Source organism: Sedimentibacter hydroxybenzoicus DSM 7310, from assembly GCF_013403245.1.
In the GTDB taxonomy this organism is placed as follows: domain Bacteria; phylum Bacillota; class Clostridia; order Tissierellales; family Sedimentibacteraceae; genus Sedimentibacter; species Sedimentibacter hydroxybenzoicus.
On sequence record NZ_JACBNQ010000002.1, the window covers coordinates 445,569 to 459,376 of the forward strand.

Sequence of the window (13,808 nt, forward strand, 5' to 3'; positions counted from 1 at the left end):
AATACAATTTATGTATTACAAATCTATTGTGAGGAAATAAAAATGGAGATCAATACAAGACTGATAACAGAAGATGAATATATTACAACAGCATGGTCAGGGGGTAAAACCACCCAGCTTTTTATATATCCGGAAGAGGCTGATTATAGCAGGCGTAATTTTAAATTCAGATTAAGTTCTGCCACAGTAGAATCAGAAAAATCAGAGTTCACTAAATTAGAAGGTGTATATAGATTCATTACTCCTCTTGACGGACAGCTCAAGCTTACACATAATCATATACAGTATATTGATTTGCAACCGTTTGAAGTGTATGAATTTGATGGGAATAAGGATACTGTAAGCTTTGGAAAAGTAAGAGATTTCAACCTGATGCTCAGGAGCGGAGCTGAGGGGAAGCTTGATAGTATATGTATTAATAAGGAACAATTATTTGTGGAAGAAATTAATGGAGATTTTAAAGAATTTTTTTATTTCATATATGCCTGCAGCAAGGATGTATCTGTTGATGTAGATGGGAAAGGTTATAATATCAATCAGTTTCAGACTCTTTTAATTAAGGTGGAAAGTGAATGCGTTTTAAATATAAAAATAAGTTCTATGGGAAATGCTGATATTTTAGCGGCGAAAATATATATATGGTAGAAATATCATGGGCATTCTGAGGATATTTACTCGCACAATTTCCGAACTGAGTGTTTGATCGGTTCAGTATCATTGCGCGAAAGTGTGTCCTGCCAAAAATATCACAAGTCCTCTGTACAGCATCATTTTATTCCTTGACAAGAAATATATGCCGGCATATAATATGTGTAAGACGTGAATTATAATTCACGAGAATGGAGGTGTAAAATTGGCTTACAATGGATTTGCAATTGATAATTACCTTGATGCGGAAAAGGTTACCAAGCAGCTTGATGAGTTGATTCAAAAGCCTGTGTATTCGATTCGGAAAGCATTTCTGGATGATTACGTCGAAAACTATTTCAATAAAAAATGCATTGAATCCAGGGCAATGATTGAAGAAGCCAGGGAGATAATCCCCGGAGGTGTGCAGCACAATCTTGCATTTAATTATCCCTTTCCCATCGTTATAACCAAGGCGGAGGGAGCTAGGCTGTACGATGCCGACGGAAACTGGTATTATGATCTGCTGCAGGCAGGAGGACCTACAATTTTGGGGAGTAATCCGGATTCCGTCAGAGAACAGGTAATCGAACTTTTAAATACATGCGGACCCTCGACCGGTCTTTTTCACGAATATGAATACAAGCTTGCAAAAAAGATATCTGAGATGGTGCCCTCTGTGGATATGTTCCGTATGCTGGGCTCGGGAACGGAAGCATGCATGTGTGCGGCACGTATTGCACGGTTGAAAACGGGAAAGAAGAATATTTTGAAAATGGGTGGAGCTTATCACGGATGGTCTGATCAGCTTGCCTATGGTATGCGTGTACCCGGGACCAAGGGGATGATGTCAAAGGGTGTGCCGAACTTCGTGTTCAAGCACACGGACGAATTTTTCCCCAATGATCTTGATGATCTTGAAAGAAAGCTGAGAAAAAATAAGATGTACGGCGGAACCGCTGCGGTGTATATTGAGCCCATGGGACCGGAGAGCGGTACTCGTCCTGTTTCCAGGGAGTTTATACAGGGAGCGGAAAGATTGGCGCATCAGTATGGGGCACTTTTGATTTTTGACGAGGTTGTGACGGGATTTCGTATCGGACCGAGCGGTGCTCAGGGCTATTTTGGAGTAGACCCGGATCTGACGATTTTTGGAAAGATAATTGCGGGAGGCTATCCCGGTGCCGGAGGTGTGGGCGGACACAAGGACTGTATGGCTCATTTAGGAGCAGGTCTTGATTCGTCCGGCAAGAAAATCCCCAAGGCCATGTGCGGAGGTACAATGGCGGCAACACCCATATCCTGCGTAGCGGGCTATTATACTCTGTGCGAAATTGAAAGAACAAATGCCTGTGAGGCTGCGGGACGCATGGGAGACCGTCTGACTGAGGGCTTGCAGGAAATAATCAGGAAGTATGAGCTGCCTTTTGTGGCATTTAATCAGGGGTCGATTTGCCATCTGGATAATGCGGGAACCATGCATTTTTCCGTGGACTGGAAGAAGCCATGGAAAATCCCCAATATTCTGAAGGAAACAGGAATACGTCAAAAGGAAATGGAGCACATGGGAGCCGCATATATGGCAGAAGGAATTGTAACATTAGCCGGTTCAAGACTATATACAAGTGCCGCATACACGGAGGAAATGATAGACGATGTGTTGTCAAGGTTTGACCGTGTTTTATCCAAATGCGGACCTTTGGATTTATCCTGACGGTATAAAGATTGGAGTCAATTATGAAGTATTCAATTGAAGAAGCGAAAGAGCTTGTGATACTCGGAGGAAAAATATTGGCGGAAAGCGGTCTTATCGCAAGGACATGGGGCAATATCAGCGCCCGTATTTCCGACGACAAATTTGTCATAACCCCCAGCGGTCTTGCGTATGAAACGCTTACACCCGGGCAGATAGTGGAGGTCAATATTGCCGATTGTTCCTATGAGGGAGATATAAAACCCTCCAGTGAAAAGGGGATACATGCGGATACCTACAGGCTGCGTCCGGATGTTAATTATATAATTCATACACATCAGCAGATGGCCTCTGTCCTCAGTATTGAGGGGAAAGACATTGTTCCGGTCAATGATGAGTATAAAAAAATATTAGGAGATATTGTCCCATGTGCGGCCTATGGGATGTCATCAACGGGGAAGCTGCGTAAAAATGTTGTCAAGGCACTTGGCGGTAATCCCCGGTGTAAGGCTGTTTTGATGAAGTATCACGGAACAATCTGCATGGGCGAGGATCTTGATAATTCTTTTGAAATTGCACAGACTCTCGAAAAAATGTCAAAGGATATATATGAGCAGTCATGCGGCAAAAATAAAAGCGGTAAAAATATAAAAAATACGGTACAGATCCGCGATTACGGAAGCAGCTGTCGTGAAGGAAACAAGTTTATTCTTCAATGCAACGGCAAATCCTCAGAATATCTGACAGAAAAACTGCCGGAAGCGGCACCTGAGGCAGCGGTCCTTCATGCCGAAATTTATAAATCCTGCGATGCTCTTTATATTATACATTCAACTGACGACGAGATAGTTGAAGTCAGCAGCACCGGACGGGAGCTGAGACCCTTTATGGATGATCTTGTGCAGATTGTGGGTGTGAATATCAGGACGGTAAAAGACGCCCTGCTGAATACAAGGGCTATAGCAAAGGAATTAAAGAAGAAAAATGCTGTTTTAATAGAGAATGAAGGTGCTCTCTGCACGGGAAAAACCGAAAGTGATGCAAAAGCCGCCGCCATGATCCTGAGGAAGGGATGCGCTGCCGATTTGTATGCCGCGGCCATAAACAAAACAGATTATTTAAGTACGATGGATGCACACATACAACGATTTGTCTATAAAAATAAATACTCTAAGATGAAAGAACAACGAGGTTAAATATGTTAAAAAAGCTGACAGAGGAAAAACTTTCAGAACTGCTTGAAACCGGAATAGCTGAATTTGCCGAAAAGGGACTGGATGGTGCAAATGTCAACACAATTGCAAAAAAAGCAGGGATAAGCGTCGGAGTTCTTTATAAATATTATGAAAATAAGGAAGAATTTTTCCATGCCTGCCTGAGAAAAAGCCTCGATATACTGAAATCCGTATTGAATGAGGTAACACAAAGCAACGATAAGCTTTTAGTGCGGGCTGAAAGGATGATACGTGCGGTGCAGGACTACTCAAAGGAATACGGTGTTTATATCAAAATGTACAATAGGATTGCTTCGGAAAATGGCAGGAAATATGTGTCCATGTATGCTGCCGAGATAGAGAGCATGACCGCAAGGGTGTATACGGAATTTATCGAAAGAGCCATAAAGGATGGAGACATAAGGAATGATATTAACCCGAGACTCTTTGCATTTTTCTTTGATAATCTGCTGACTATGCTGCAGTTTTCCTACTGCTGTGATTATTATACCGAAAGAGCAAGGGTATATTGCAAGGAAGATTTCGATAATGATGAAATGATTGTTTCAGAGCTGTTGAAATTTATCGAATCTGCATTTACCTTCAGCCGGTCTGAGATTGTTCATAGGGATCAGATGTGATGAGCACGAAGAAAAGGATATGGATATGATATATGTAATTGCTTATGATATAGGAACTACCGGTGTTAAAACCTGCCTTTTCGGCATAGGTGAAAAAATAGAGCTCATAGCAGGTGTGCATGAGGGCTACGGTCTTTATATGGTTGAAAACGGCGGGGCGGAGCAGGATGAAAATGAATGGTGGAATGCCATGTGCTCCACCACAAGGAAGCTGTTTGACTCTGCAGATGTAAAACCGTCCGATATAAAGGGCATATCTTTTTGTTCGCAAATGCAGGGACTTGTATTGGTTGACGAAAACGGCTCCGCTGTCAGAAGACCCATGAGCTATATGGATCAGCGTGCCGTCAGGGAAATGAAGGAAGGTATCTCACATGGGATTCAGGTCGCGGGAGCCAATGTATTCAAGCTTGTAAAAAGCCTGATTATAACCGGGGCAGCCTCCATCAGCGTCAAGGATCCGGTCTGGAAATATAAATGGGTGGAGCACAATGAGCCGCGAAACTTTGAAAGAACGCATAAATGGCTGGACGTAAAGGAATATCTCATTTGCAGGTGTACAGGCAAATTTGTAATGACGGAGGATTCCGCATTTGCAACACTATTGTATGATACCAGAGAAGGAAAAAGAGGCTGGAGCAAAACACTCTGCCAAATGTACGGAGTCAGGACGGAGCATCTTCCCCATGTGATTAAATCAACGGACGTAGCAGGATATCTCACCCGGGGAGCATCCGAAGCATTGGGTCTTGTACATGGTATACCCGTGTTCGGAGGCGGAGGAGATGCTTCTCTCATAGGAATAGGAGCAGGCTGTGTTGAGACGGGAGATACTCACATATACCTGGGAACCTCCGGATGGGTGTCGACAATTGTGGACAGACAAAAAGTTGACGTATCAAAAATGATTGCTGCCATTGTCGGAGCACAAAGCGGGCATTATAACTATTTTGCGGAAATGGAAACTGCAGGGAAGTGTCTCGAATGGGTGAAGGATCACCTTGCCTTGGACGAAATAGACATATATTTGGAAAAAAGACACGTGGTCGAAAGCAAGGAAACTCTGTATACAAGCTTGTACGACTATCTGATGGAAACCATAAGTAAAATAGAACCGGGAGCAGGGGGAGTGGTTTTTACCCCGTGGCTTCACGGAAACAGGTGTCCCTTTGAGGATCCTGATGCTTCAGGGATATTTTTCAACATTACCCTCGATACGGGCAAGACCGAGCTTATACGTGCTGTGGTGGAGGGTGTATGCTACCATCTGAAATGGATGCTTGAGTGCCAGAAGGAAAAAATAAAGTCTTCTGATACAATACGGTTTGTGGGCGGTGGAGCTCTTTCTCCCGTTACGGCACAGATGCTGGCTGATATAACGGGACACAGGATTGATGTGACCGCAAATCCCCAGAATGTAGGTTCAGTAGGTGCGGCGGCGGTTATGGGTACAGGTCTGGGAATTATCCAAAAGCTTGAGACGGTAAAGGAATACGTTTCTGTTGAGCAGTCCTTTATACCGGACGAAAAAACAAGAGCAGTATATGAAAGAAACTATCAGGTGTTCAAAAGACTATACAAGTGCAATAAGAAAAACTTTAAATATTTACATACGAAGGTTGAGGTGTCAGGAAATGAATTGTCACAGCTTGGTTGAAAGGCAAAGAGAATATTTTCGGGAGGGCGGTACAAGAAGTTTTGAATTCAGGATATCAATGCTCCGCAAATTACAAGATGCCATAAAAAACAATGAAAATATCTTTAACGAAGCAATGAAAAAGGATATGAACAAATGCCCTTCGGAAGTGTATATGACAGAGGTTGGAATGGTCTTAGAGGAGCTGCGCTTCCATATCAAGCATTTGTCCGGATGGATGAGGGATAAAAAAGTTCCCACACCTCTGGCTCACTTTCCTGCCAAATCGTTTATATCGCCTGAGCCCTATGGGGTTGCACTGATTATGGCTCCATGGAACTACCCTATACAGCTGTGTCTTGAGCCGCTTATCGGAGCTATTTCCGCAGGATGCACGGCTGTTGTAAAGCCGTCGGCATATGCCCCTGCCACCGGTCATGCCATTGCACAAATGCTCGGGTCCATATATCCCGAAGAATATATAGCCGTTGTAGAAGGAGGCAGACAGGAAAATACCATGCTGCTGGAGGAAAAATTTGATTATATATTTTTTACGGGAAGCCCGGCAGTAGGTCGTCAGGTAATGGAGAATGCCGCAAGGAATCTTACGCCTGTGACTTTGGAGCTTGGAGGAAAAAGCCCGGTTATCGTAGACAAAACGGCAGATCTTAAGCTTGCCGCAAAGCGTATTGCCTTCGGCAAGGTATTGAATGCAGGTCAGACCTGTGTGGCTCCGGATTATCTTTTCATTCACAGAGATGTAAAAGATGAATTTATAATTTTTTATAAGTATGCTTTGGAAACATTTTTTCCCGGACATGAAATTAATAATATGAACACAATTATAAATGAAAAGCATTTCGAACGCATAATAAGACTGCTTGACAGCGGTAAAATTGTTGAGGGCGGAAATACGGACACAGCACGCAGATTTATACAGCCAACGCTGCTTGATGATGTAAAGCCGGACTCACCGATTATGCAGGAAGAAATATTTGCTCCGATTCTGCCCATTATCACATATGAGGATATCAACGAATGTATCGACTACATCATAAAACAACCGAAACCGTTGGCTTTGTACCTGTTTACTAAGGATTCCCACATTGAAAAACAGGTGCTCAGCAAGTGTTCCTTCGGAGGAGGATGTATCAATGACACCATTATTCACATTGCCACTCCGCATATGGGCTTCGGAGGTGTGGGAAATTCAGGCATGGGAAGCTATCACGGGAAAAAGAGCTTTGACACATTTACTCATTACAGGAGTATTTTAAAAAAAGCAAACTGGCTTGACATCCCCATCCGTTACAGACCATACTCCCACAAAAGAGATAAGCTTATGAGATTTTTCTTAAAATAATATATAGCTGGACATGAAACATCAGTCAATGGAGGATATTATGAACGCAGTACCTGAAAAAGAAGATGAATACAATGACGAATATAATGAAGTGAAAAATCAAACTGTAAAAAAAGAAGTAGTTCGCGGTATTAAATTTGCACTTTTCTCTGCTTCCGCAGGAGTAATAGAGATAACTGTTTTTTCCCTGCTCAATGAGCTGACAAATTTGCGTTACTGGTTGTGCTATTTAATAGCTCTGGTCATGTCCGTACTTTGGAATTTCACCTTAAACCGCAGATACACATTTCGCTCTGCAGACAATGTATCCTCTGCCATGCTGAAAACCTTCGGTTTCTACTGCGTGTTCACCCCGGCATCAACTCTCCTGGGAAATCACCTGGCCGACACCCTGCTCTGGAACGAGTATCTGGTTACAATAATTATCATGCTGTCAAATTTCGTCCTCGAATTCCTGTACGACCGCTTTTACGTATTCCGAAATACGATTGATACAAATAATTTGGCAAGGAAGAAAAAATAAATTTTTACATGTGATTTTATAATTATACCAAAGCATCTGACAATACAGGTGCTTTTTTATTTTTATGTGAAACACAAGATTCAACACATAAATTTACCTTATAGGTTAATTTTATATTGACAATTAAATGATAAAATGATAGTATAAATTTACCGCAAAGGTTAATTATGATACAAGGCAGGTGGTTCGTTGCAAATTGAATTTAAAACCAAAAAACTTGAGAAGGTGTGTACGAATGCTCAAGAAGCAGAAAAAAGACATGGGCGTGATATGGCATTAAAGATACATCAACGTATAGATGAAATTAAAGCCGCTTTGAATGTGGAAATGATGGTTCAATTTGGAATAGGTCGATGCCATCAGCTTAAGGGAAACAGGAGGGATCAATACGCGGTAGATTTGGTACATCCATATCGACTTGTATTTGAGAAAAAAGGAAAGGAAATTCAGATTGCGAATATTATGGAAATAGTAGACTATCATAATTAATGCAATTGAAAGCTATAAAGGAGGAAGTACGATGGAGCGAAGTCGTAGTTATATAGCTACACCACCAGGTGTAACCATAAAGGAGCAGCTGCTTAACCGTGGAATGAATCAGAAAGAGTTTGCAGCAAGAATGGGGATGTCAGAAAAACATATAAGTAAATTGATCAATGGAGAGGTTCAGTTGACAATTGATACGGCAATGAGACTGGAGATGGTATTGGGGGTTCCGGCTCAATTTTGGTGCAATTTAGAATCTATATATCGTGAGAAAATAGCAAAAGTAAATGAAGAAAATGCAATGGATACAGATATAGAAATAGCAAAAAAAATTCCTTATAAAGAAATGGTCAAGAACGGATGGGTGGAGGACACGTCAAAATGTCAGGAGAAAGTTATTAATTTGCGAAAATATTTTGAAGTTGCACAATTGGAATTTTGGCGTGGAAACCTTGTCCCGGGAATCGCATGCAGAAAGCTGTCAACATCAGAAAAAAGTGACTATGCTTTATTGGCATGGGCTCAGAAAGCTAAACTGGAAAGCAGAAAAGCAGATACATCTCCGATAGATATTAAAAGGCTAATTGAAATAATACCGCAAATCAGAAAAATGACAATGATGAATCCAAAAGATTTTTGTCAACAATTAGAAACTAAATTGGCTTCATGCGGTATAGCATTGGTGTTTTTACCTCATATTGGAGGCTCGTTTCTCCATGGAGCAACATTCTATGAGGGAAGTAAAATAGTTGTAGCTTTATCTGTCAGAGGAAAGGATGCAGATAAGTTTTGGTTCAGCTTATTTCACGAATTAGGTCATATTATTTTAGGTCATATCGGAAAAGCAGAATGTACAACCGATGATGAGAATAGTGCTGATATTTTTTCTAAGAATACATTAATTCCTACCGAGAAATTTGAAAAGTATGTAAAAGAATATGAAATTAACGAACGAAGTATTATAGACTTTGCGCATGAAGTAGATATTGATCCGGGAATTGTTGTTGGAAGGCTTCAAAAAGAGGGATATATAAATTACGGACGGTATAACAATTTAAAAACGAAGTATATAATAAGTTAATGATAATACGGACGGTTAAAATATTGAATTATAGGTTGGGCATAGTGTTAATCTAAAGCCTATTAAGCGATATGAAAAACATTTAGTTGGTTGAAGGGAAGTGGTTATTTGAAAAGTGAGTTTAACAGCATGATTGTGACAATAATACCAGTTTTGTTGACAGGGTTTATTGGATACATGTCATGGATACGACAGGAAAAAAGGAAAAAGTTTTATCATGAGTTGGATAGGAGTATTGAGAAAGTTCTTTGCCCTGTTTTTCACGCAATAAGGCATATTGAAAATGAAAGTTCAGCTGAAAAACGAGAAAAGAATCTTCGAGTATTTTTTGACAAATACAGTAGTGAAGAATCAAATATACATTATATATTGGATTTTTTATTTTTAAATTGTTACTATGAAACGGAAGAACAATTTAAGATATTTCTAGAAAAACGGGATGGTGGTTATTGGGAGAACTTTTGGGATAGTTTACAGGGTTGAAAAGAATGGTAGAAAACAGCTATTTTGAAGCATGTGGCATACAGAGTGCAGAATACCAATGGTTTATGAAATTAGAGAAAAATAATATTTTTGTCAGGCTGTTTAAAGAAGTAATAAAGATATTATACGATATGATAATAGCAATATTAATTCTATTTGGTTTTCTAATATACGTATATATATATTTCAAACTTACTGGAACATTAAATCTTGATTTTATAGATGATTATATTGGGGGTATTTTTATGTTTATGATAATAACAGTATTATTATTTTGTATTCTATTAGCTACAAATGAATATGCTGTTATAAAATCAACTAATAGTCCGAAAAGCAAGTTAAATTTACTATTAAGAAAGAAGCTTCCAAAATACTTTAATTGGTGGGATGGTTTGTTTAAAATTAAAAAGAAACAAAAATATAATTATCCTGAAATGTATAAAGGTGATATCTGTAAGTAATACGGGTAAATGTTTCAAACAACATTTTGAAAGGGCTGCTCAGAATTGTAGGTATTTCTCATACGAGGATGTTCTAATTAATGTAGACGCAACAGATCTTTCCTAGATATCTTATGATGGCTTAGTGGAGAAAATCACCTCCTACTCTTCCTCAAAAACTCCTTCATACTCTCATTCATCTCATCCATAATCGTGACCATCTTATCCTTAGGATACTCAAAATCCAAAGAAGTCCTGTAGACAGTCCTGGGCGTAGTAATAATTAAACTCTGCACCCCTGAACCCATACTTCCTTTATATCAGAGGATTCTAAGGTCTCTGGGGACGTATCTTTTTTTGGTGTATTCACAAAAGGTACGTCCTTCTTGGGTACGTCTACAAAAATGGAGTGCAGGACGAGAACTATTATAGTGAACTGTGGATTCCTGTAAAGAAAAGGTAACTAGTTTATGAAGCTGAAACTACCTGATTTTCGATAACCTCTTTCTTACGTATTATAGCCCTAATTTTCCTCCCCCTTACGATTTTATAGATTAACACTGAAGGTAATAAAGAGAAGATTCCTACGAATAAATTTTATTTTTTTAGTAAAGATAAGTCTAATTACCATTGTTAGGAGATGAATATACATGAGTGAACGTAAAAATTTAAACAAAAAAGAAGAGCAATTAGAATCATTTGTTAGAGATACCTATAATCAAGAGATGATTTCTAATGAAGGAAAAAAGATTGTTGATGATGAAAATTCACTGACCGCAGGAGAGCGTGGGCCAACTTTAATAGAAGACTTTCTTGCCAGAGAAAAGCTGGCACATTTTGATAGAGAAAGAATACCTGAGCGAGTAGTCCATGCGCGAGGTTACGGTGCTCATGGAGAATTTGAATTATATCAATCTATGAGTGATGTGACAATGGCAGATTTCTTACAAGATCCTGCTAAAAAAACGCCGTTATTTGTCAGATTCTCACAAGTCGTTGGATCAAAAGGTTGCAATGAAACAGTTCGAGATGTGCGGGGTTTTTCAATTAAGTTCTATACAAATGATGGAAACTTTGATATTGTCGGGATAAATATGCCTGTTTTTTTTATTCAAGATGCTATTAAATTTCCTGATTTGATTCACTCTGTTAAACCAGAACCTGACAATGAATACCCCCAAGGTCAAACGGCTCACGATACATTCTGGGATTTTATGGGCAGTAACCCGGAGACAACCCATATGGCGATGTGGATTATGTCTGATCGGGCCATTCCAAAGAATTACCGGACGATGGAGGGTTTCGGCGTGCATACGTATCGTTTTGTAAACAAAGATGGAGTTGCCCGCTTCATCAAATTTCATGTTAAACCTGTATTAGGTGTTCATCCATTAATTTGGGATGAAGCACAAAAACTTGGTGAAGATGCCGATTTTCACCGAAGGGATCTTTGGACAAATATTAAGATGGGAAATCATCCGGAATATGAACTTGCTGTACAGATTATCGAAGAAGATCAAGAATTTATGTTTGATTTCGATATTTTAGACCCAACTAAGTTGTGGCCGGAAGAGGAAGTTCCGCTCCAAAAAATAGGGAAGATAACGTTGAACAGAACGGTTGATAATGCCTTTTCGGAAACAGAGCAAAGTGCATTCCATCCGGGGAATATTGTTCGCGGGGTTGATTACTCCAATGATCCACTGCTACAAGGACGATTATTTTCATATACCGATACACAACAGGCACGATTAGGTCCGAATTATCAACAGCTCCCGATTAATAAACCGATTGTTCCGGTTTATAACAACCAACGAGACGGGGCTTCACGTTATGTGATTGACCGTGGAAAAGTCTCATATCACAAAAACTTATTGGCAGGCAATACACCATCAGAAGTTCCGGTAGACAAGGGAGGTTTTGTTACCTATCCTTCAAGTGTAGAAGGATTGAAAAAGCGTAAAACAGCCCCATCATTTAAAGATCATTATTCACAGGCCAGGTTATTTTGGAACAGTATGACACCGGTAGAGCGAGAGCATATTATTGGAGCCTATAGTTTTGAATTAGGAAGATGCCTTCATGTAGCTGTTCGCCAGCAAATGGTTGACCGCTTAGCAAGGGTCAGCAGAGAACTTGCCGAGCCTGTTGCCAAAAATGTTGGTGTTACCGTACCAAATGTTGAAGAATCAACGGTTACGAAATCGTCGCCGGCTATCAGCCTGATGAATACAACTTTTGTGGCGAATACACTTAAGGTTGCTATTTTCCTTGCTGAAGGTTTTCCCGGGAGTAAAGTGGATGTCCTTTTGAAACAGTGGAAGGAATCGGGGATGCATCCGGTTATTGTCAGCAACAAACTGGGTGAGGTTAACGGTAGTGACGGATACTCATATAAGGTGGATCAAAGCTTTCTGACAGGATCTCCATTGAGCTATGAGGGCGCCTATCTTGTTGGCGGCACCGGAGCGGATGATTATTTTCATTACCAAGCTCGTACCTTCATTATGCATATGTACAATCATTTCAAACCGATAGGAGCTATAAAAGAGAGCAGCCATTTACTGAAAGAAATGGGTATTGAAGAAATGCCGGGAGTTATTATCGATTCAGAACCTCAATTTGGACAGATATTTATTGATGCGATGGCTAAGCAACGTTTTTGGGAACGACCTAGTTATCTTTATCATGTTTAAGATAAGTATATTTTAAGTAAGGAGAAAAATGAATGAGGCAGCAGTAGCTCATACTATTAAAATGTACCAACAATTGGACGTAGTCGTGAATAATGCAGCTGTGCAGCCATATACAAGAGATATAACGGATGTATCGGACGAACAATTAGAAAACACATTCCGTACTAATGTCTATCCGCTTTTCTATATGACAAAGGCTGCACTGCCTCATTTAGAATATGGAGGCTCTATTATCAGTACAACGTTTAGGGTTGCTTATGAGGGGGCACCGACGGTTATTGACTATTCAGCTTCTAAAGGTGCTATTGTTTCTTTTACTCGAACTATGGCGCTATCTCTTGCAGAAAAAGGTATTCGTGTAAATGCTGTAGCGCCGGGACCATCCTGGAAGCCATTGAGTGTAAGTACTTATCCTCCGGAGCATGTAGCGATTCTCGGGACAGATACCCCCATGGGTCGAGCCGCTCAACCTTTTGAAGTTGCCCCGGCATATGTTTATTTAGCTTCAAATGATTCAGCATATGTTACCGGACAGATACTCCACGTAAACGGAGGTTTAATTCGTTATTCGTAGTCACAAGTTCATAGAAGAGGAGCAGTTGGAAGGCTGCTCCTTTATAGTGTGACCAAATGTTGAGCATAGAAATTATTAAAAATACATCCTGACGTCAAGGGGCACAAGGATAGATGGTCATCATATTTGCAGCAACAAGGCACGTTGGATGCGTAATTCTGATGCAGGATTGTAATATAGAGGGTAAAAATACAAACTTTAATGAGTTGTTGTTATGACTGACGGTACATTAATACCCACTGATGAGATAAGGTGAGATAATCATGGAAATATACTCACGACAAACGCATGAGTTAAGAAAAAGTAACAAATAAAGAAAAAGCTTTTTTTGGTTGGCAAAAACAGGTATAA

13 protein-coding genes are annotated in these 13,808 nt (G+C 40.1%); all 13 read left to right on the forward strand.

Features of this window, described 5'->3' with window-relative positions; genetic code table 11:
* The first annotated feature begins 42 nt into the window (after positions 1-42).
* A complete protein-coding gene (locus HZF24_RS04745; protein WP_179237117.1) occupies positions 43-645 on the forward strand; it encodes a HutD family protein in 603 nt (200 codons plus the stop codon).
* Positions 646-853: 208 nt separating this feature from the next.
* Positions 854-2,341 carry an aspartate aminotransferase family protein gene (locus HZF24_RS04750; RefSeq protein WP_179237118.1) on the forward strand — a complete coding sequence of 496 codons (1,488 nt, stop codon included), beginning with the start codon at positions 854-856 and terminating at the stop codon, positions 2,339-2,341.
* 23 nt (positions 2,342-2,364) lie between these two features.
* Positions 2,365-3,516 (forward strand): class II aldolase/adducin family protein, encoded by a 1,152-nt coding sequence (locus HZF24_RS04755; RefSeq protein WP_179237119.1) that lies wholly within the window; start codon positions 2,365-2,367, stop codon positions 3,514-3,516.
* Between the two features lie 2 nt (positions 3,517-3,518).
* Positions 3,519-4,175 (forward strand): TetR/AcrR family transcriptional regulator, encoded by a 657-nt coding sequence (locus HZF24_RS04760; RefSeq protein ID WP_179237120.1) that lies wholly within the window; start codon positions 3,519-3,521, stop codon positions 4,173-4,175.
* Between the two features lie 19 nt (positions 4,176-4,194).
* Positions 4,195-5,832, forward strand: coding sequence for a xylulokinase (locus HZF24_RS04765; protein ID WP_179237121.1), 1,638 nt, complete (start codon positions 4,195-4,197; stop codon positions 5,830-5,832).
* The gene (locus tag HZF24_RS04770) at positions 5,810-7,174 is read left to right on the forward strand and encodes an aldehyde dehydrogenase (protein ID WP_179237122.1); all 1,365 of its coding nucleotides are present in this window, start codon (positions 5,810-5,812) and stop codon (positions 7,172-7,174) included. Before HZF24_RS04765 ends, HZF24_RS04770 begins: the two co-directional genes overlap by 23 nt.
* A gap of 40 nt (positions 7,175-7,214) precedes the next feature.
* A complete protein-coding gene (locus tag HZF24_RS04775) occupies positions 7,215-7,697 on the forward strand; it encodes a GtrA family protein (RefSeq protein ID WP_179237123.1) in 483 nt (160 codons plus the stop codon).
* Positions 7,698-7,886: 189 nt separating this feature from the next.
* Complete coding sequence (locus HZF24_RS04780; protein WP_179237124.1) at positions 7,887-8,186, forward strand: type II toxin-antitoxin system RelE/ParE family toxin; 300 nt, start codon at positions 7,887-7,889, stop codon at positions 8,184-8,186.
* A gap of 31 nt (positions 8,187-8,217) precedes the next feature.
* On the forward strand, positions 8,218-9,264 hold the full coding sequence (locus tag HZF24_RS04785; RefSeq protein WP_179237125.1) for a HigA family addiction module antitoxin: 1,047 nt from the start codon (positions 8,218-8,220) through the stop codon (positions 9,262-9,264).
* Between the two features lie 108 nt (positions 9,265-9,372).
* Entirely contained in the window at positions 9,373-9,747 is a 375-nt protein-coding gene (locus HZF24_RS04790; protein ID WP_179237126.1) for a hypothetical protein, read from the forward strand.
* Positions 9,744-10,208 (forward strand): hypothetical protein, encoded by a 465-nt coding sequence (locus HZF24_RS04795; RefSeq protein WP_179237127.1) that lies wholly within the window; start codon positions 9,744-9,746, stop codon positions 10,206-10,208. The genes HZF24_RS04790 and HZF24_RS04795 overlap by 4 nt, the downstream gene beginning before the upstream one ends.
* 629 nt (positions 10,209-10,837) lie before the next feature.
* Positions 10,838-12,883 (forward strand): catalase, encoded by a 2,046-nt coding sequence (locus tag HZF24_RS04800; RefSeq protein WP_179237128.1) that lies wholly within the window; start codon positions 10,838-10,840, stop codon positions 12,881-12,883.
* Positions 12,884-12,911: 28 nt separating this feature from the next.
* Positions 12,912-13,457, forward strand: coding sequence for an SDR family oxidoreductase (locus HZF24_RS04805; RefSeq protein WP_179237129.1), 546 nt, complete (start codon positions 12,912-12,914; stop codon positions 13,455-13,457).
* Positions 13,458-13,808: the final 351 nt, after the last annotated feature.